This is a genomic window from Mesorhizobium sp. B2-5-4 (assembly GCF_006441095.1).
In the GTDB taxonomy this organism is placed as follows: domain Bacteria; phylum Pseudomonadota; class Alphaproteobacteria; order Rhizobiales; family Rhizobiaceae; genus Mesorhizobium; species Mesorhizobium salmacidum.
Genome location: NZ_VFUR01000011.1, coordinates 12,997 through 31,718 on the forward strand (window position 1 = coordinate 12,997; position 18,722 = coordinate 31,718).

The window sequence follows — 18,722 nt, forward strand, 5'->3', positions numbered from 1 at the left end:
TGGCGGTGGCAATTTCAAGGCTTAAGAGTCCGATGCGTGACTCTTCAGCCCGGCGCTAGCGCGCCTTTGCCCGAGCCGCCCGAATTCCCGATGGTGCGCTTCAGCTCAAAACAGAGTGCCAGGAGACTTGCGCCCATGGCGTCGCCGATCATCGACTTCCTGCTGACCCGAAATTCAGCGCCTATTCCCGACCTCAAGGAGCCGGCGCCCAGCGACGCCGATATCGCCACGATGATTGCCGCCGCCTCACGCGTGCCCGACCATGGACGGCTCGAACCCTGGCGCTTCATCCTCTATCGCGGCGAAACCCGCATCGGGATCGGTAAAAAGCTGGCGGCCTTGGCCGAGCAGCGCGAAGGTCCGCTGCCCGAGGGCCGTCGCAACCAGGAACTGGCGCGGTTCTCGCGCGCGCCGCTGGTGATCGGTGTCGTGTCAATCCCCAGGGAGAACCCAAAAATCCCGCAATGGGAGATGTTCCTGTCCGGAGGCATGGCGGCGATGAACCTGATGATCGCGGCCAATGCGCTGGGCTATGGCACGAACATGATCAGCAACTGGTATTCCGACGTGCCGGAGGGCAGGGCGATTCTTGGACTGGCGCCGCAGGAGCGCGTTGTCGGTTTTATCCACATGGGTTCCTATGCCGGTCCGGCGCCGGAGCGGCCACGGCCCGATTCGGCAAAACTCTATGCCGATTACGCCGGGCCTTGGGCGGGCTGAATGTTTTACGAACCGGCGAAGGGGCATGGACTGCCGCACGATCCTTCGAAGGCGATCGTGGCACCGCGTCCGATCGGCTGGATCTCGACGCTGAACGGGGCAGGCGAGATCAACCTCGCACCTTATTCTTTCTTCAACGCGGTCTCGACCCGGCCTTTTATCGTCTGGTTTTCCTCCGAGGGCGAGAAGGACAGTGCCTCGTTTGCCCAGGAAAGCGGCGAGTTCGTCGCCAATCTCGTCGGCCGCGACCTTGCGGAGAAGATGAATTATACGTCCGTCGACGCGCCGCGTGGCGTCAACGAATTCGTCTATGCCGATCTCGCCATGGCGCCCTCGCGTCTCGTCAGGCCGCCGCGCGTGGCGGCGGCACCCGCGGCGCTCGAATGCCGGGTGACGGAAGTGTTTCGCCCAAAGGCGCTGGACGGATCTGCGACAAGCGCCGTCGTCGTTGCCGGTGAGGTGATCGGCGTGCATATCGACGATGCTTTCCTGAAAGACGGCTTGTTCGACATCACCAAGGCCGGCAATGTCGCTCGTCTCGGCTACATGGACTATGCCAGCGTCAACGAGGTCTTTTCGATGCGCCGGCCGCGCTGGGGCAAGGAGTAGGCTCGGGACCTGGCAAATCACCGCACCTTGCTGGATTCTGCCTTCCGTCGGGCTGTCATGACGGCGCGCACATAACCAGGCTCTCCGATCTGAATGCTTCCGTCAGGGAGGCCGAGTATGCGGTCGAGGGCGATCCCGTAGAGCCTGACGCGTTTCTCCAGTGTTTCGATCGCAACCTCCATATCGGCGTCGCTGCCGCCGGAGATTGCCTTCGCAATGACGCCATGGGTGGCGATGCCGAACTGCATGACGATGTCGGCGACGCTCTCCGGATCGAATGTCGTGAAGGTGCCGTCTTCGACTCCTTGCCGGATGATCTTGACCAGCAGGGGCGAAAACGATGCGTTGGCGGCCAGATTGATGCGATGGAAGAGCACTAGGTTCTCAGGCCGGAACATCGTCTCGAAAAGAGTCCAGGCCTCCGGTGCGGTCTCTATCTTGGCCTGGCGCGAGTGCGCGAGCAACGCGTTCAGGCAAGCGAGCGGGTCGAGCCCGGGATCGCCGAGTATGCCCTCGACCCCGGCCAGTGCTTGTCTCGCGAAGCGCTCGGCCAGTGCTTCCAGAAGAGCCTCCTTGGAAGCGAAGTAGTGATAGAAAGCCCCCTTCGAGATGCCGGCGGACGCAATCACATCGTTGAGGCTCGCTTTGTCGTAGCCTCGCGTCAGGAACAAGGCCTGAGCATGGTCCAGCAGTTCTTCTCGCCTGAGTTCGGGATGTTTGATGACACGGGGCATGACGAACTTTCTGCACGCGATCACCATCCCCGTCCAGTGGGGTGTCAGCGGTCAGCTTGAATTATAGACCATCGGTCGGTATAGTAGACTACTGGTCTATTGTCTGGCAGCCGGCGGAGGCATACCGTGAAAGGGCGATCATGATCTCGAAATTGATCTTGCAGACATTCCTCTGGTTCGGCGTCATGGGTGCCTTGCTGTTCCTGTCGGCCGGCACGCTGTACTGGCCCGGGGCGTGGGTCTATCTGGTGATGATGGTGGGGCTCAGTCTCACCCTGGGCGTGGTGCTGGCCCGCCGTGATCCCGGCCTGATGAACGAGCGGCTGAGCTCTCCCATCCAGAAGAATCAGACGGCGGCCGACAAGATCCTGCTGTCCATACTTCTGCTTGCCATCCTTGGCTGGCAGATATTCATGGGATTCGACTTCCGTTTCGGCTGGTCTGCGGTTCCGGTCTGGGTGCAGGTGATTGGCGCCGCGGTGGTGCTACTCAGTATCTGGATCCGTTACCTTACGATGGTGGTAAACAGCTTCGCGGCACCGGTCGTCAAAATCCAGGAGGAGCGCGGACAGCGCGTGATCACCACAGGCCCTTACAGCTACGTCCGCCATCCGAGGTATGCCGGCGCTATCCTCTTCTTCGCCGGCACGGCTCTGCTGCTTGGCTCCTGGTGGGGCCTGGCATCGGTGCTCGTCTTCGTCGTTCTCCTGGCCATTCGCACTTTCATCGAAGAGAAAACGCTTCGCACCGGTCTGCGCGGCTACGATGACTATGCGGCCCAAGTTCGCTATCGCCTGATTCCGCTGGTCTGGTAGTGGTCAGGCGGATGTCCCGGCCGCCCTCGCGCGTGCCAAAAGGCGTTCGGCCAGCCGCAGGTGCGGTCGGTCGAACATCTTGCCGTCGATGCCGACGACGCCAGGATTTCCGGCTGCCTCGAACGCCGCGACGATGGCCGCCGACTGTCTCACCGCCTCGGCCGAGGGCGTAAAGACGGCGTTGATAACGGGCACCTGATCGGGATGGATCGCCATTTTGCCGGTGAAGCCGTCACGCTCGGCCTCGGCGCATTCCGCGGCGAAGGCCGCCATGTCGCGAAAATTCGGAAACACGGTGTCGATCGCAGCGACCTCCGCAGCCCCCGCCGCGAGGATGGTCGTCAGGCGGGCGTGACGGAAGAGATCGGTGTAGGCGCCGTGATCGTCGCGGGCCGCACGCGCGCCGATCGCGGCCGACAGGTCTTCCGCGCCCCAGGTGAGACCAGCAAGCCGCGCGCTTGTCCCCGCATAGGTCGCCGCCGCCAGCACACCCGCCGGCGTTTCGGTGATGATCGGCAGGATTTTTATCGAACCGTCGGGCAGATCGTTCTCGGCCTCCCGGACCCTGAGCTTGGCCGCGAGCTGCTGCACATCCTGGCCGCTGTTCGACTTGGGCAGCATGATGCCGTCGGGCCTCGCTGCGACGAGCGCCGCCAGGTCGTCATCCGTCAGTCCGGTCGATAGATCGTTGACCCTGACATAGATCGCCGAGTTGGTTTGCCCCCTGCGTTCAAGGATGAAGCGCGCCGCGATCTCGCGCGCCGGCGCCTTGTTCTGCGGCGCGACGGAATCCTCGAGATCGACGATGACCACGTCAGCGCCGGTGCCAAAACCCCTTTCGAGCTTCCGTTCGGAATCGCCGGGAACGAACAGCAGCGAACGCATCAGGCCGCCTTCTTCAGCATCATCGCCTGTCTCATGCATTTGGCGACGAGGTCGCCATGCTGATTATAGGCGCGATGCTCGAATTCGACGATGCCGCGATCGGGTTTCGACCTGGATTCGCGCACCGAAATCACCGTTGTTTCGACGCGGATGGTGTCGCCATGAAATACCGGGTGCGGAAACACGGTTTCCTTCATGCCGAGATTGGCGACAGTGGTGCCGACGGTGATGTCGTTGACCGAGATGCCGATCATCAAGCCGAGCGTGAACAGCGAGTTGACCAGCGGCCTGCCCCACTCGCTCTTGGCGGCGAAGTCGAAGTCGATATGCAGTGGTTGCGGGTTCAGTGTCATCACCGAGAACAGCATGTTGTCGCTTTCGGTGACGGTCTTGCGCAGCGTGTGCTGGAAGACGTGGCCGACGACGAACTCCTGGAGATAAAGCCCGGCCATGTCCTGCTCCTCTGCTGCAAAGGGTTGATAGGCGCTGCTTTCCAGGCTCGCAAGCCAGTTAATGAACATGGTGAACCGTTCGTAAACCATTTCTGCCTACCGTCACCACGGGGCCAGGAACGTTCTGGCAAGGGGCGTAAGCAGGCGGCATGGTTGTTTCGCATTTTTTGAGATGGATTTGCACGGCCAGGGTGTCGGAGCGCGCCGCCGCCGCCAGTGCGCTGGCCCGGGCCTATGTCAATTCCGAATTGCCGTTCGAGGACCGCTGCGCCGCCGAGGCGGCGCTGACGCTGCTACTCGACGACGCCTCGTCAAAGGTGCGGCTGGCGATGGCCGAGGCGCTCTCGATGAGCCACCACGCGCCGCTGCAGATCATCAGCGTGCTAGCCTCCGACCAGCCGGAAGTCGCCGGGGTCGTGCTGGCGCGCTCGCCGCTGCTCACCGACGCCGATCTGATCAACCGTGTGGCGGGGAGCCAGAGGGCAACGCAGAAACTGATCGCCGACCGGCCGCTCGTCTCTATGGCGCTGGCGGCGGCCATCGCCGAGATCGGCGAGGCGGAGGCCTGCGCCGTGCTTTTGGCCAACACCGGCGCCGACATTGCCTCCCTCAGCTTCCGCCGCATGGCTGAACGCCATGGCCATCTGCCTCTGGTGCGCGAGGCGCTGATATCCGACGCGCGCCTGCCTGCCGACTGCCGGCATATGCTGCTCGTCAAGCTCGGCGAGACATTGAAGACATCGCCGCTGGTCCTGGCATTGATGGGAGCCGCGCGAGCCGACCGCGTCATGCGGGACGCCTGCGTCAAGGCCTCGGTGACGCTGATCGAAGGCACGCGCCAGGAAGAGCACGCGGCGCTGATCGAGCATCTCAGGCTGCGCGGCGACCTCACCGCGAGCTTCCTGATCCGCACCATCGCGCATGGCAAGGTCGATTTCTTCGGCTCAGCGCTGGTCGCGCTCAGCCAGCAGTCCGAAGCACGGGTGAGGGCGCTACTGGCCGGCGGGCACGATGTGGCCCTGCAGGCGCTGTTTCGCAGCGCAGGCCTGGCTGCCGCCACGCATGCGGTCATCCTGCGTGCGCTGAAGATCTGGCGCGAGGTTGCCAACGGTAAGCGCGTCGCCGGTGTTCAGGAAGTCAGCTGGCTGATGCTCAAGGAATTGGGCGGGCAATCCGCCGAAGGCGATCTCGCCGCCCTGGTCAAGTCGATCCACCTTGATGCTCTGCGCGAGAACGCACGCGGCCATGCGCTGGCGATCGCCGCAGCCTAGGTTTTATCCCTCGCGAAGAAATCCGGGAAATCCTCCATTGCCGCGGCGATAATGCGCAGGGACGCCGCGACTTGCAGCATGTCGCCGGTGGCGTCTCGCTGGGCGATGCCTGCCGCGTACTGCCGGGCGACGGCAATGGTCGCTGTTTGCGGATCGCCGGAGGCACGGAAAAGCAGCTCGCGCGCCAATCCCCTCAGGAAGTTAGCGATTGAAAGCGTCGTTTCCGATGGGATGGCATGGTTTTGGCTCGCAGTGCGCAGCCGCAGGATTTCTAGGCCGACCGTGACGGAGGCGACGCCGCCGCCCAGCACCGCCTCACCCTTCCTGCCGGAATTCTGCACCAGCGGCATCAACTGATTGACCCGGTCATAAGCGAGGCTCTCGAAGGCCGAACGCCTCGGCAAGCGCTCATGCAGGCAAAGCCGCGCCAGATCCTCGCGCATGGCTCGCACGATGCGGTCGGCGGCCAGCCATGGGTCCGCCGGCAACACGACGATGAAGACGCCGATTGCCAGCAGGATGCCGACCAGGATCGATGCCGAGCCGGCGAAGAAGGGGCCGGGATCATAGGTCATTGCCTGGTGCGGGCTGAGGAAGGCCAGGAAGTTGATGGCGAAGGCCGTCGCCACCCCGACATAGCGCGGATTGGCCATGGCGAGTGCCGCCGGCACCATGATGGGCACGACGAACAGCATGAACCAGCCGAAGCCGGGCAGAGCGGGAAGCGCGATCTGACCGACGAGAAAGGCGAATGGCAAAGCGAGCAGCGTTCCCTTGAAGAAACCCCAGGATACCTGCACGGGGTCGGGGCGAGCGGCAAACAGGCTCGACACGACGGCAACGAGGATGACGGTGCCGGCCGCTTCCGACCACTTCGTCGTCAGCCAGAAAGCCGCGACCAGCAACGTGGCAAGGGCCGCGCGGATGGCGTTGCGCGCGGCACCGGGATAGTCGCGATGCACCACCAAGGCCGGCTGCCGGCTGCCGGGACCTCGTCGGCGACTGACGGGCGCGCGCAAAGCGTCGAGGCCACGAAGCACCTGTTTCAGCGCCTCGGCAAAATCGGCCGCGATGGTGAGGCGGGTGATGGTGCCGACCCTGTCCTCACCCTGTTCGGTCGAAGCATCGGGTATTTGCCGTGCTCTGATCGAGATCGCGTCGAGTCGTGCCAACCAGGGCGAGGTGTCGTCCAGCGCTCCCGGCTTGGCTGCCAGTTCGCTGACAAGGGCTTGCAACTCCGAGCGCACCGGGATGAGGGCTGCGTTTTTCGGAGCGGCATGCGAATAGAGCGCGCGCGCCGCCGAAAGGGCCGAGAGCAGCTGTCCGATGGTGCGTCGCACCGGATGCGCGCGCGGCGCGAAGCTCGCCGCTTCGAGCCTGGCATAGGCGCGCATTTCGCCAAGCGTCTGGGTGTCGGCGACAAGCTTCCGGTGCAGGCCGATGAGGGTTGCCCGGTCTCCGCCGGAGAACGCACCGCCGGCGTAAGTGGCGAGGTCGAGAATGCAGCGTTTCAGCCGCGAGATAATGGCGTCGCTGGCCAGTTTTGGCAGGATCAGCCGGCTGGTGAGGCCGGCGCAAACGATGCCGAGCACGATCTCGGCACAACGCGCGACCGCGAGGTCAACGACCACATGCGGCTGTCCGAAAGCGGGCAGGCCGATGATCATGGCGGTGTAGCCGGCAAGGGCGGCGCCATAGGCCTCGGGATTGCGCAGCAGCGACGAGACGAAGGTGCAAATGCCAATCCAGACGGCAAGCACCGTCACCAGAATCCAGGGGCCGGTGCCGAACGCCGTGGTGATGCCGATTGCCGCGATACCCCCGGCAAGTGTGCCGAGCAGCCGGTAAAAGCCTTTCGCCAGCACCATGCCGGCAACCGGCTGGGCGACGATGAACACCGTCATCATCGCCCATTGCGGATGGTCGAGCTTCAGCGCATAGGCGGCGAGAAGCGCGATCATGCCGGCTAAAACGGTGCGCAGGGCGAAAATCCAGTCGGAGCGCGTCGGTTGCGTCAGCCCGGCCAGGCTCGTCTCGAAATAGGTTTTCAGCCGCGCCCAGGTCACATGCTGGTCTCCATGTCAGGAACGCAAGCTAAATTCGCCAGCGGCTAGATATCCAGCACTTCCGTCTCGGCGAATTCGGCGCGTTCCTGGATGAAGCGGAAGCGAGCTTCGGGCTTGGTGCCCATCAGCTCATCGACCCTGTCCTTGGTGGCAGAATCGATTTCGTTCACATCGACCCTGAGCAACGTGCGCTTTCTCGGGTCCATAGTGGTTTCCTTGAGCTGCGCAGCCATCATCTCGCCCAGGCCCTTGAAGCGGCCGAGCTCGACCTTGCCGCGCCCGGTGAATTCGGTGCGCAGAAGCTCGTCCTTGTGCGCGTCGTCGCGGGCGTAGGCGACCTTGCCGCCTTGCCTGATCGAGTAAAGCGGCGGCACCGCCAGGTAGAGATGGCCGCCGCGTACCAGCGCCGGCATCTCCTGGTAGAAAAAGGTGATCAGCAGCGAAGCGATGTGGGCGCCGTCGACGTCGGCGTCGGTCATGATGATCACGCGGTCGTAGCGCAAATCCTCGTCACGGTACTTTGACCGCGTGCCGCAGCCGAGCGCCTGGATCAGGTCCGATATCTGCTGGTTGGCGGCCAGCTTGTCATTGCCGGCGCTGGCGACGTTGAGGATTTTTCCGCGCAGCGGCAAGACGGCCTGGCTGGCGCGGTCGCGCGCCTGCTTTGCCGAGCCGCCCGCGGAATCGCCTTCGACAATGAAGAGTTCAGCACCTGCCGCCGCGTTCTGCGTGCAATCGGCGAGCTTCCCCGGCAAGCGCAGCTTGCGCACAGCGCTCTTGCGCGACACCTCTTTTTCCTGGCGGCGGCGCACCCGCTCATCGGCGCGCGCGATCACCCAGTCGAGCAGCTTCGAGGCTTCCTGCGGATTGTCGGCCAGCCAATGGTCGAACGGGTCACGGATCGCGGTCTCGACGATGCGTATCGCTTCGATCGTCGCCAGCCTGTCCTTGGTCTGGCCGACGAATTCCGGCTCGCGGATGAACACCGACAGCATGCCGGCGGCCGAGATCATGACGTCTTCCGAGGTGACGATCGAAGCGCGTTTGTTGCCGACGAGGTCGGCATAGGCGCGCAGGCCGCGCGTCAGCACGTTGCGGAAGCCGGCCTCGTGGGTGCCGCCTTCACCGGTCGGGATGGTGTTGCAGTAGGAATTGATGAAGCCGTCGCCGCCGAACCAGGTCACCGCCCATTCGAGCGAGCCATGGCCGCCTTGCTTATCGCTCTTGCCGGCGAAGATTTCGCGCGTCACCTGGAATTCGTCGCCGAGCGACGCTTTCAGATAATCCTTGAGGCCGCCGGGGAAATGGAATTCCGCCTTGGCCGGTGTCTGATCCTTTTCCTTGATCAGGGAGGGATCGCAGGTCCAGCGGATTTCGACGCCGCCGAACAGATAGGCCTTCGAACGCGTCATGCGGTAGAGACGCGCCGGCTCGAATGCCGCGCCTTTGCCGAAAATCTGCTCGTCGGGGTGGAAACGCGTCCTGGTGCCGCGGCGGTTGTGCACCTCGCCCAGGTGCTCCAGACCGCTTATCGGAATGCCACGTGAAAAGCGTTGGCGATAAAGCTGGCGGCCGCGCGCGACTTCGACTTCGAGATGATCCGACAGGGCGTTGACGACGGAAACGCCGACGCCGTGCAGGCCACCTGATGTCTCATAGACCTTGGAATCGAACTTGCCGCCCGAATGCAGCGTCGTCATGATCACTTCGAGCGCGGGCTTCTTGAATTTCGGATGTGGATCAACCGGGATGCCGCGGCCATTGTCGGTGACAGTGAGATAACCATCGGCTGAAAGCTCGACATCGATGAAGGTGGCGTGGCCGGCAACCGCTTCGTCCATCGAATTGTCGATGACCTCGGCGAACAGATGGTGCATCGCCTTGTCGTCTGTGCCGCCAATGTACATGCCCGGCCGCCGGCGCACCGGCTCCAGGCCTTCGAGCACCTCGATGTCGGCGGCGCTGTACCCCTCGCTGCCATCCTTGGCAGCGGCCGGGCGCCTGGCGGCCGCTTGCACCAGCGGGTCGGCCGGGCGCGCCGGCGTGCGAACCGGTTGCTGCTGCTTGCCCACATTGCCGAAGAGATCGTTGTTGTCGTCCATGCCAACCATAGGGTCCGGTGCTGCGAATCACCCGTCGATACTGCCACGCTTTTCGGCGCCAGGCGACGGAGGTTCCTGTTACGTTCGGGGATTTAACCCCTCTTACTCTAAAACCATTCGATAACCAAGCAGGCGGAAATCGGTCGAATGCCACCGCACAAGATTCCCGATTCTTTACCAATGCGGACTAGCGTGAGCCCAACATAACAAGAAACGACGGGCATCAGGGGTTTCGGCGTGAGGGGCAAGGCCATAACGATGATCGGCATCGCCGCCGTTTTCGGCGCGATCTCGATCTTTGCCGCGGATTTCTGGGTCAAGAGCCAGGCCAAGGCCGATGCCCAGGAGAAAACGGCGTCGATCTCCGCTCCAGCACCCAAAATAGAGTTCAAGACCATCGTGGTGGCCAATGCGCCGTTGCGTTATGGCATGGAGCTCGACCGCGCCAAGCTCAGCGAAATTCCGTGGCCGCAGGAGTCCCTGCCGCAGGGGGCCTTTGCCACCATCGATGGATTGCTCGGCGAAGGGGGCCGGGTCGTGCTGTCGCCGATCGAGGTCAATGAGCCGTTGCTGCTCTCCAAGCTGTCGGGACCGAACGGTCGCGCGACGCTGTCCAATATGCTGACGCCCGGAATGCGGGCGGTCACCATCCGCACCGACGAGATCGCTGGGGTCGGTGGCTTCGTCACGCCGGGCGACCGGGTCGATGTCGTGCTCACCCGCGATGCCGGCGAAATCCAGGAAGTCGCCAAGAACGCGCAAGGCGCGGCCGGCTCGACCATCACCTCGGAGATCGTCGTTGCCGACGCCAAGGTGCTGAGCGTCGGGCAGGGCGCCGACGAGCGCCAGACGACGCCGCAGGTGGCCAATTCCGTGACCCTCGAGGTGACGACCGAAGGCGCGCAGAAAGTGGCGCTTGCCCGCACGGTAGGCACGCTGTCGCTGTCGCTGCGCTCCGCCAGCGAAGGCGGCGACGGCAAGAACGGCGTCACCACCATCTCGTCCTTCGGCGGATCCGTGGCTTCCAATGCCCAGGCCGCCGCCGGCTCCTTGTTCGATGCCATCGCCAAGGAGCCGGAGAAGCCGAAATTCAAGACGGTCATCGTGACGCGCGGCACGCAGGCCGAGGAATACCAAGTCCCTTCGCGGGACCAGAAGTAAAGACCGGTGGGGACCGGGCGGGACGGGATCATGGTGATGCACACCCTATATCGAATGACGAATCTGTTGCGTTTCGTGCGCGCCTTGGCCATGGCGGCTTCACTGGCCGCTAGCGGCATGCTCGCCTTCGTTGGCGCGGCCAGGGCGGACAACGACATCGTCTATGTCTCGTCGACCAGGAATGCCTCGATCAAGGTCGCGAAGGGCAAGCCCAAGACGATCATGACGAGCGCGGCCTTCTATCAGATCGTCATCGGCGATCCGGAGATCGCCAACGTCAACCCGCTGACCGACAAATCCTTCTATGTGCTGGGCAACAATCTCGGCACCACCGGCATTGCGCTGTTCGACGAGAAGAAGCAGCTCGTCGGCACCGTAGATATCGAAGTGACGCTCGACACCGACCAATTGGCGAGCACCATCCGTGCCAGCGTGCCGGACGCCAAGATCAAGGTCGGCTCGGCCAATGGCCGCGTGGTGCTGTCGGGCGAGGCGGATGACGCGGTCGCCGCCGAAAAGGCCAACAAGATCGCCACCCGCTTCTCCGGCAATGAGGAGGTGATCAATTCGGTCAATATCTCCTCGTCGCAGCAGGTCCAGCTCAATGTCCGCTTCGTCGAGATCAACCGCCAGGCCGGGCAGGACCTGGGCGCGAAATACAGCGCCAATTTCGCCTACGGCTTCGGCGGTCGCGATGTCTCTCTCGATCCGGGCTCGGTGCCGGCGGCGGGGACTGGCGAGATCATTGGCCGGCTGCTGTCCAATGGCGTCTCGATCGACATCGCCATCAAGGCGTTGGAGGAGCGCGGCCTTGCCCGAAGGCTGGCCGAACCGAACCTGATTGCCCGATCCGGCGAAACGGCGAGCTTTCTTGCCGGCGGCGAATTCCCGATCCCGGTTTCCGAGGACAATGGCAAGATCTCCGTCAGCTACAAGAAATACGGCGTCAGCCTGGACTTTACGCCGACCGTGCTGAAGGACGGCTTGGTCAGCCTCGACATCGCGCCGGAAGTCTCCTCGATCGACGCTTCGGCGTCCTACAATATCGGCAACATTTCGGTGCCGGGGTTCATCGTGCGCCGCGCCAAGACCTCGGTCGACCTGAAGAACGGCCAGAGCTTCATGATCGCCGGGCTGCTGCAATCCCAGAACGACATCACCACGTCGCGCATTCCCGGTCTCGGCAAGATGCCGGTGCTGGGGTCGCTGTTCTCGTCGAAATCCTATCAGCGGCGCGAGACCGACCTGGTCATCATCGTCACACCCTATCTGGTCAAGCCGGTCGACCCGTCGAAGAAATTGGCTGTGCCGACCGATGGCACGCAGCCCGCCAGCAACGTCGACTATTTCCTCAACAACACCGAGGAGGTGAAGGCGTCGGACACCAACCGTGCGCTGGCGCTGGCTGACGGCAGCGCCGTGCGGGGCGCTTCCGCGACTAAAGTCGGTCATTTCCTCGACCTGCCGAAGGACTGAAATCATGCGTCTGGTCCTGAGATCGAGCATCGCCCTGCTTCTTGCCGGTTTGGCAAGCGGCTGCACCAGCGACGACTATCTGCGCAGCGAAGGCGTGACGTCAGTCGCCGGTGAGGCGCAGGCGGCCAACACCGTCATGCAGATGGTGGACCCGTGGAAGTATGGGGTCCAGAACACGAGGCTTCTCGTGCCCGCCAAGCGCGGAACCGCCGAACCGGTCACACCCGATCAGGCGGCCGGCGCCAAGGCAGCGCAAACCACCACCGGCAACTGATCCAGACGGCGATCGACCTCACAGGCGGCGAGAATGGCAAACAGCACCAAGAAGATCCTGCTCGTATCGACAGACCGGACCTTCGCGCAGGACACGAAGACCGCCTTTGCCGCCTCCGAGATCATCCAGCTCATGACGGTTGAGAAGAACGTCACCGAGCTGCGCGGCGAGGTCCAGGAAGCCGAGTTCGGCGTCGTTATCGTCGACATGGATGCGGCGAAACTGGAAGAAATCGAGTCCCTGCAGCGCGTCATGCGCCGGCTCGAGGGCAAGGCACCGGTGGTCGTGGTCACCCAGGAGTTCAACGCCGCCGCCGTGCGCATCCTGGTGCAGCTCAAGGTCGCCGACTTCCTGGTCAAGCCGATCACCACGGCCGACCTCGTGCGTTCGGTCGTGCGAGCGTTGCAGGGGCCCGGGCGCGAGGAAAACACCGAATCGCAGATCTATACCTTCATGCCCGCCGCCGGCGGCGTCGGCACCACGACGCTGGCGCTGCAGACCGCGTTCCAGCTGCATCATTCGGTGACGCGCGGCGCCTCGACCTGTGTGGTCGACCTCAATTTCCAGCAAGGTGCCTGCGCCGAATATCTCGATCTGGAGCCGCGTTTCGACATCACCGAGATCGAGAACCAGCCCGAGCGCCTCGACCGGCAATTGCTCGATGTGATGCTGTCCAAGCACGCCAGCGGACTTTGCGTGCTGGCGGCGCCGACGCATCCGGCTGAAATGCGCTCGTTCAAGACCGATGTCGTGGTGCGCATGCTGGACCTCGTTTCGGCCTATTTCGACAATGTCGTCATCGACATGCCGCGCACCTGGTTTCCGTGGACGGAAACGGTGCTGCTCGGTTCCAACAAGCTCTACATCGTTGCCGAAATGACGGTGCCGTGCCTGCGCCATACGCAGCGGCTGATCCAGGCCGTCTACGAGACCGCGGGCAAGGAAGTGAAGCCGAACGTGATCGTCAACCGTTTCGAGCAGAAGATGTTCGACAACGGCATCAAGCAGGCGGATGTCCAGGAAATCCTTGGCGAGCATTTTGTCGGCGGCATCTCCAACAACTACCGGCTGGTGCGCGAGGCGGTCGATCGCGGCGTGCCGCTGCACGAGATCGATCCCAATGCCAATGTCGTCAACGACCTGAAGAAGATCATCCTCCCGGAAGAGGCAGTGGCGACGGCGAGCAAGTCGAAGTCACTGTTCGGTTTCGGTAGGGGCCTCTTGAAAAGGAAAGCTGGATGACCAGCCGTTTCTCAACCCTGCAGAACCGTGACGCGCGCCCGCAGCGTCCGGCGGAATCAACACCGGTCGCGCATCATGCCGTCGTCATCCCGACCAGCCGAAAGGCTTTGCCAGCGAAACCGGAAGCAGCACCGGCAAAGAATGCCAACAAGGTGCTCGATGCCCGCGTGCGCATCCACCGGATGCTGCTCGAGGAGATCAATCTGGTCGCGCTGGAGCGCTTGCCTAAGGATGAGATGCGCCGGCAAGTGCATGATTTCGTGTCGGAAAAGACCCGCCAGGAGCGGATGGCGATCAACACCGCCGAACTCGACGCGCTGGTCGACGATATCGTCGACGAGATGGTCGGCCTCGGCCCGCTCGAGCCGCTGCTCAAGGATCCCGACATCAACGATATCCTGATCAACGGTCATCAGAACTGTTTCGTCGAAAAGAAGGGCAAGCTGCAGCAGGTCCATATCCCGTTCAAAGACGAGGCGCATCTGCTCAGAATCGTCAACAAGATCGTGGCCGCCGTCGGCCGCCGGGTCGACGAATCGCAGCCGATGGTCGACGCTCGCATGCTGGACGGCTCGCGCTTCAACGCAGCCATCCGCCCGGTGGCCGTCGATGGCCCGCTGGTGTCGATCCGCAAGTTCTCCAAGAACAAACTTGGCCTGCACAGGCTGGTCGAATTCGGCGCCATCACACAGAACATGGCCGAAGTGCTGGCGGCGGCCGTGCATGCCCGCAAGACGACAATCATTTCGGGCGGTACCGGCACCGGCAAGACGACGATGCTCAACGCACTGTCGGCCTTCATTCCGGAAGACGAGCGGCTGATCACCATCGAGGACGCGGCGGAGCTTCAATTGCAGCAGCCGCACGTCGCGCGCATGGAAACACGCCCCGCCAACATCGAAGGCCATGGCGAGCTCAAACAGCGCGACCTGGTCAAGAACGCGCTGCGCATGCGTCCCGACCGGGTCATCCTCGGCGAGTGCCGCGGCGAGGAAGCCTTCGACATGCTGCAGGCGATGAACACCGGCCACGAAGGCTCGATGGCGACCATCCACGCCAACACGCCACGTGATTGTATTTCGCGCCTGGAGCAGATGCTTGGCATGACCGGCATGCCAATGACGGTGCAGTCGATCCGCAGCCAGATCGCAAGCGCCATCGACATCATCGTCCAACTGACCCGGCTTTCCGACGGCAAGCGCAAAGTGACGAGCGTCGCCGAGGTGACCGGCATGGAAGGCGATGTCATCCAGATGCAGGAGATCTTCCGCTTCGTGCGCACCGGCATGGAGGCTGATGGCAAGATCCTTGGCTACTACGAGGCGACCGGCATACGACCGCGTTTTCTGGAAGATCTGCGCGCGATGGGCATCGAGTTTCCCGGACGTTATTTCGAACCCGGCCGGCCGCAGGAGTAGCCGGGGTGTTCGATGGGTTCAGCGCGATCTATGTCGTCTATGCCGGGGCCGCATTGACCGGCATCATGGTCGCCGAAGCGGTCTACCTGCTCTATGCCGGTCGTAGCGACAAGCGAACCGCCATCAACCGGCGTATGAAGCTGCAGGAAAACAAGATCAGCCAGGAACAGGTGCTGATCCAGCTGCGCAAGGAGCGCGGTCTCGACGCGGGAACGTCGCTGTTCTCGCCCGGCCGGTTCCGTGCCCTGCGCACGCAGTCGGGCATGGTCATGCCGCTCTCGAAATTCCTGATGATCACCTGCGGCGTGGCGATGGCCGTGGCCCTGTTCGCCATCTCGCGCGGCTTGCCGCTGTTGATGGGGCTCATCCTGGTTGTCGTGCTGATGCCGCTGCTGCCGATCATGGCGATGCGCTCCATGCGCAAGCGCCGGCTCAAGCGTTTCGGCATCCAACTGCCCGAGGCACTGGAACTGATCACGCGCGGCCTCAAGGCCGGTCACCCGGTGCCGGTGGCCATTGCCATGGTGTCGCGCGAGATGCCCGATCCGATCGGCACGGAATTCGGCGTCATTGCCGACGAAGTCACCTATGGCTCCGACCTTGTCTCGGCGCTGAACTCGCTTTTCGACCGGGTCGGCCACGAGGATTTGCCGCTGTTCGTCACCGCCGTCTCGATCCAGACCAGCTCGGGCGGCAATCTGCGCGAAATCCTCGATGGGCTGTCGACGACGATCCGCGAACGCGGCAAGTTGCGCCGCAAGGTGCGGGCCATTTCGAGCGAGGGCCGCCTGTCGGCCTACATTTTGACGGCCGTGCCGGCGCTGCTGTTCACCGCGATCATGGCCATGATGCCGGGATATTACAGCGACGTCTGGGGCGTTCCGAAGACATGGTACATGATCGGCGGATCGGTTAGCTGGCTGATGCTGGGTAATCTGATCATGTTCAAGATGTCGAACTTCAGGTTCTGACATGCAAGGCGTCATCGAATTCCTCGCCTCCCTCGCGCCGACGTCGCTGATGCCGGTCGCCATGCTGTTGCTGGCCGTGGGAGCCGCGGCGGTCGCCTGGCCGATGGTGGCGGCGAGGGGCGACCGCAACGAGGTCATGCGCCGGCTCAAGGTCGACCACGGTCCGGTGGTGGCCAAGCCCGAACCCGCGCAGAAGAAGAACAGCGGCGTCGTGCGCGAAAAAGCGGTGAAGAGGGCGCAGGAATTCTACGCCAAGAGCGACCCGGAAAATGTTGCCCGCCTGCGTTTGAAGCTCATCCAGGCCGGCTACATGGAGCCGCGCGCCGTCGGCATGTTCTTCCTCATCCGGTTCACGGCAATGATCGGCACGACGTTCGCCGTCTTCGTGCTCAACCGGTGGATGGCCAGCCCGGACGCGACCATGACCAGCCGGTGGACCTTCATCATCCTGTCGGGCGCTGCCGGCTATTTCCTGCCGGGCCTGGTACTGACCCAGAAGGTGCGGGAAAAGATGCGCGAATACCGCAACGGCTTCCCCGATTTCATGGATCTGATGATCGTCTGCTCCGATGCCGGCATGAGCATGGAAGCGGGCGTCGAGCGCGTTTCGAAAGAACTCGCCAGGACCTATCCTTCGCTCAGCCAGAACCTGCAGCTCGTATCGCTCGAGCTTCGGGCGGGGCGCAGCCTCGACGACGCGCTGAAGGCGCTCGCCGATCGCCTCAGCCTCGACGAGGTACGCTCCTTTGCCACGCTCCTGCAGCAGTCGAAGGAACTAGGCACCAGCCTGTCGGGCGCGCTCAGGGTGTTTTCCGATGAAATGCGCCACAAGCGCATGTCGCTGGCCGAGGAGAAGGCGCATGCCTTGCCGGCAAAGATGTCCGTGCCGGTCGTGGTCTGCATCCTGCCGGTGGTTCTGATGATCGCTGTCATTCCCATCATCGTCAAAATGACGGGTCACTAAAGGGCGCCGCGTCGACGTAATCAGGCATGCAAACATCCGTCGAAGTGATACATCGGACCCGCAAAGTCCGCGAATAAACGAGAAGTCCATGCGAATACTGTTGCCCACCCTCTTGCTGGGCCTCGCCGCGGCCAGCTTGCCGCCGGCCCAGGCCGCGGCCGGCGATTGCGGCAATGCTGCCGCCTTGGTGCAGCAGGCCTATCCCAAGGCCCGCAAGAGCGCTGACGGCGCCTCGTTCACGCTCGAACCTCACACCAGCATCGCCCTGACGCCTCCGGGCTACGACACGCCAAGGCTGGTCTGCAAGATCTGGCCCGCCCATGACCAACTGCTGTTGGTCGCGGTACCGCTGATCGACAGCGCCCAATCCGTCGACGACATGCATATAGGCGATATCGAGCTTCTGGTCGTCGACAGGAACAACCAGCAGGTGCGCCAGCGCCTGCTCCAGCCCGGGCTGATGAACGATGATGCCATCGCCATCCGCGGCATCGGATTCGATACAGGCCGCTATCAGCTGGCGCCCAAAATCACCGCCTTCGGCCTGCGCATCGACATGGCAACTCATTCGCAGGCCAATCCCTTCAGGGAAACCGACCTGCGACTCTATGCACTCGAGGGCGATGCGCTCCGGATGGTGCTCGATGGCCTCGACGTGGCCGGCTTTGGCGGCGAAGGCGATTCCAATTGCGCCGGATCCTTTCATTCTAGCCAGGTCAGCCTGGCGATGAGCCGGGCGAGCCATCAGGGCTATCACGATATCACCGTGACCGCGCGAATGAATACCGACGAACCCGCTCCCGACAAGAATGGCGAGTGCCAATCCCACCCCGGCAAGTCCGTGAAGCGGACTTACCGGCTGCGCTATGACGGCAACCGCTATCAGCTTCCGGCGACGCTCAAGGCCCTGGAGCCGTGAGAACGCCGCTGGCGATGGTTAATGGCTGGTGTGCCGGAAGCCAAAACTTGGGCGCATTTCGGCACCGAAGCTTAATCGCTGTGCTGTAGTGTCTTTCCCTGAAGAACGACCCGGCAAATCGGGTGACGGGGCAGGGTATGCGTCAGATAAAATTTGCGGCAGTGGTCACGATGGCGGCCGTCCTGATGATCACCGGGTGCACGACGAACAATAACGTCGACACGACCAAGACCACCGCGATCCGGCCGGCAGCGAAGGATGTCGACACATCCGACCTGGCGCAAGGCAAGGCACAGTTTCGCGATGCTAACTATGGTCTTGCCGAAGCGCATTTCCGCAAGGCCGTCGAACTGAAGGCCGACAATGCCGAGGCTTGGATGGGGCTTGCCGCTTCCTATGACGAACTCGGCCGCTTCGACTTCGCCGACCGCGCCTATGGCCAGCTTGTGAAGGTCGCCGGCCGCAAACCGCAGATCGTCAACAACATGGGCTATTCGCAACTTTTGCGCGGCAACAAGAAGAAGGCCAGGGCGCTGCTGCTGGAGGCGAAGGCCGGCATGGCCGACCCCGCCGTCGTCGACGCCAATCTCGCCTTGCTCAACAAGGGCTGATGCCGTTTGATCCTCGCGCCGGCCAGGGATGC

General features: G+C 63.1%; 18 protein-coding genes. 13 read left to right on the top strand and 5 right to left on the bottom strand.

Going from position 1 to position 18,722, the window contains the following annotated elements; translation table 11 throughout:
• The first annotated feature begins 135 nt into the window (after positions 1-135).
• Both FJ492_RS15660 and FJ492_RS15665 read left to right on the top strand, forming a co-directional pair.
• The gene (locus FJ492_RS15660; protein WP_140770790.1) at positions 136-720 is read left to right on the top strand and encodes a nitroreductase; all 585 of its coding nucleotides are present in this window, start codon (positions 136-138) and stop codon (positions 718-720) included.
• Positions 721-1,329, top strand: coding sequence for a flavin reductase family protein (locus FJ492_RS15665; RefSeq protein ID WP_140503532.1), 609 nt, complete (start codon positions 721-723; stop codon positions 1,327-1,329).
• Positions 1,330-1,346: 17 nt separating this feature from the next.
• Here FJ492_RS15665 and FJ492_RS15670 read toward each other — a convergent pair whose 3' ends face one another.
• Positions 1,347-2,063 (bottom strand): TetR/AcrR family transcriptional regulator, encoded by a 717-nt coding sequence (locus FJ492_RS15670; RefSeq protein ID WP_140770792.1) that lies wholly within the window; start codon positions 2,061-2,063, stop codon positions 1,347-1,349.
• Between the two features lie 140 nt (positions 2,064-2,203).
• On the opposite strand from FJ492_RS15670, the gene FJ492_RS15675 reads away from it, so the two are divergent.
• On the top strand, positions 2,204-2,878 hold the full coding sequence (locus FJ492_RS15675) for an isoprenylcysteine carboxylmethyltransferase family protein (RefSeq protein ID WP_140770794.1): 675 nt from the start codon (positions 2,204-2,206) through the stop codon (positions 2,876-2,878).
• Between the two features lie 3 nt (positions 2,879-2,881).
• Here FJ492_RS15675 and FJ492_RS15680 read toward each other — a convergent pair whose 3' ends face one another.
• Positions 2,882-3,763, bottom strand: a complete 882-nt coding sequence (locus FJ492_RS15680; RefSeq protein WP_140770796.1) for a CoA ester lyase — start codon at positions 3,761-3,763, stop codon at positions 2,882-2,884.
• Complete coding sequence (locus FJ492_RS15685) at positions 3,763-4,215, bottom strand: MaoC family dehydratase (protein WP_140770929.1); 453 nt, start codon at positions 4,213-4,215, stop codon at positions 3,763-3,765. Before FJ492_RS15685 ends, FJ492_RS15680 begins: the two co-directional genes overlap by 1 nt.
• A gap of 149 nt (positions 4,216-4,364) precedes the next feature.
• On the opposite strand from FJ492_RS15685, the gene FJ492_RS15690 reads away from it, so the two are divergent.
• Positions 4,365-5,486: a DUF2336 domain-containing protein gene (locus tag FJ492_RS15690; protein WP_140718228.1), complete on the top strand. Its 1,122-nt coding sequence runs from the start codon at positions 4,365-4,367 to the stop codon at positions 5,484-5,486.
• On the opposite strand, the gene FJ492_RS15695 is transcribed toward FJ492_RS15690, so the two are convergent.
• Positions 5,483-7,552, bottom strand: coding sequence for an FUSC family protein (locus FJ492_RS15695; protein WP_140770798.1), 2,070 nt, complete (start codon positions 7,550-7,552; stop codon positions 5,483-5,485). The genes FJ492_RS15690 and FJ492_RS15695 overlap by 4 nt on opposite strands.
• Positions 7,553-7,596: 44 nt before the next feature.
• Positions 7,597-9,654, bottom strand: a complete 2,058-nt coding sequence (gene parE / locus FJ492_RS15700; protein ID WP_140503540.1) for a DNA topoisomerase IV subunit B — start codon at positions 9,652-9,654, stop codon at positions 7,597-7,599.
• A 237-nt stretch (positions 9,655-9,891) separates the two neighbouring features.
• Here parE and cpaB point away from each other — a divergent pair, with 237 nt between their 5' ends.
• The 9 genes from cpaB to FJ492_RS15745 all read left to right on the top strand — a co-directional run bounded on the left by cpaB (position 9,892) and on the right by FJ492_RS15745 (position 18,690).
• The gene (gene cpaB, locus FJ492_RS15705) at positions 9,892-10,815 is read left to right on the top strand and encodes a Flp pilus assembly protein CpaB (protein WP_246676035.1); all 924 of its coding nucleotides are present in this window, start codon (positions 9,892-9,894) and stop codon (positions 10,813-10,815) included.
• Between the two features lie 90 nt (positions 10,816-10,905).
• The gene (locus tag FJ492_RS15710) at positions 10,906-12,291 is read left to right on the top strand and encodes a type II and III secretion system protein family protein (RefSeq protein WP_246672983.1); all 1,386 of its coding nucleotides are present in this window, start codon (positions 10,906-10,908) and stop codon (positions 12,289-12,291) included.
• 4 nt (positions 12,292-12,295) lie between these two features.
• On the top strand, positions 12,296-12,565 hold the full coding sequence (locus tag FJ492_RS15715) for a hypothetical protein (RefSeq protein WP_027145011.1): 270 nt from the start codon (positions 12,296-12,298) through the stop codon (positions 12,563-12,565).
• Positions 12,566-12,598: 33 nt separating this feature from the next.
• Positions 12,599-13,807 (top strand): response regulator, encoded by a 1,209-nt coding sequence (locus FJ492_RS15720; RefSeq protein ID WP_140770800.1) that lies wholly within the window; start codon positions 12,599-12,601, stop codon positions 13,805-13,807.
• A complete protein-coding gene (locus FJ492_RS15725; RefSeq protein ID WP_140718238.1) occupies positions 13,804-15,225 on the top strand; it encodes a CpaF family protein in 1,422 nt (473 codons plus the stop codon). Before FJ492_RS15720 ends, FJ492_RS15725 begins: the two co-directional genes overlap by 4 nt.
• Positions 15,226-15,230: 5 nt before the next feature.
• Entirely contained in the window at positions 15,231-16,196 is a 966-nt protein-coding gene (locus FJ492_RS15730) for a type II secretion system F family protein (protein ID WP_140770802.1), read from the top strand.
• 1 nt (position 16,197) lies between these two features.
• Positions 16,198-17,160, top strand: a complete 963-nt coding sequence (locus FJ492_RS15735; protein WP_140752424.1) for a type II secretion system F family protein — start codon at positions 16,198-16,200, stop codon at positions 17,158-17,160.
• Positions 17,161-17,248: 88 nt separating this feature from the next.
• A complete protein-coding gene (locus FJ492_RS15740) occupies positions 17,249-18,079 on the top strand; it encodes a hypothetical protein (protein ID WP_181166666.1) in 831 nt (276 codons plus the stop codon).
• 137 nt (positions 18,080-18,216) lie between these two features.
• On the top strand, positions 18,217-18,690 hold the full coding sequence (locus FJ492_RS15745; protein WP_140718242.1) for a tetratricopeptide repeat protein: 474 nt from the start codon (positions 18,217-18,219) through the stop codon (positions 18,688-18,690).
• Positions 18,691-18,722 lie beyond the last annotated feature (32 nt).

Excerpts from the sequence above, each read along its gene's own strand:
- parE (WP_140503540.1), bottom strand. The coding sequence starts at position 9,654 with ATGGACGACAACAACGATCTCTTCGGCAATGTGGGCAAGCAGCAGCAA.
- FJ492_RS15710 (WP_246672983.1), top strand. The coding sequence starts at position 10,906 with ATGGCGGCTTCACTGGCCGCTAGCGGCATGCTCGCCTTCGTTGGCGCG.
- FJ492_RS15690 (WP_140718228.1), top strand. The coding sequence starts at position 4,365 with ATGGTTGTTTCGCATTTTTTGAGATGGATTTGCACGGCCAGGGTGTCG.
- FJ492_RS15680 (WP_140770796.1), bottom strand. The coding sequence starts at position 3,763 with ATGCGTTCGCTGCTGTTCGTTCCCGGCGATTCCGAACGGAAGCTCGAA.
- FJ492_RS15725 (WP_140718238.1), top strand. The coding sequence starts at position 13,804 with ATGACCAGCCGTTTCTCAACCCTGCAGAACCGTGACGCGCGCCCGCAG.
- FJ492_RS15675 (WP_140770794.1), top strand. The coding sequence starts at position 2,204 with ATGATCTCGAAATTGATCTTGCAGACATTCCTCTGGTTCGGCGTCATG.
- FJ492_RS15660 (WP_140770790.1), top strand. The coding sequence starts at position 136 with ATGGCGTCGCCGATCATCGACTTCCTGCTGACCCGAAATTCAGCGCCT.
- FJ492_RS15720 (WP_140770800.1), top strand. The coding sequence starts at position 12,599 with ATGGCAAACAGCACCAAGAAGATCCTGCTCGTATCGACAGACCGGACC.
- FJ492_RS15685 (WP_140770929.1), bottom strand. The coding sequence starts at position 4,215 with ATGGCCGGGCTTTATCTCCAGGAGTTCGTCGTCGGCCACGTCTTCCAG.
- FJ492_RS15735 (WP_140752424.1), top strand. The coding sequence starts at position 16,198 with ATGCAAGGCGTCATCGAATTCCTCGCCTCCCTCGCGCCGACGTCGCTG.
- FJ492_RS15740 (WP_181166666.1), top strand. The coding sequence starts at position 17,249 with ATGCGAATACTGTTGCCCACCCTCTTGCTGGGCCTCGCCGCGGCCAGC.
- FJ492_RS15745 (WP_140718242.1), top strand. The coding sequence starts at position 18,217 with ATGCGTCAGATAAAATTTGCGGCAGTGGTCACGATGGCGGCCGTCCTG.
- FJ492_RS15670 (WP_140770792.1), bottom strand. The coding sequence starts at position 2,063 with ATGCCCCGTGTCATCAAACATCCCGAACTCAGGCGAGAAGAACTGCTG.
- FJ492_RS15665 (WP_140503532.1), top strand. The coding sequence starts at position 721 with ATGTTTTACGAACCGGCGAAGGGGCATGGACTGCCGCACGATCCTTCG.
- FJ492_RS15715 (WP_027145011.1), top strand. The coding sequence starts at position 12,296 with ATGCGTCTGGTCCTGAGATCGAGCATCGCCCTGCTTCTTGCCGGTTTG.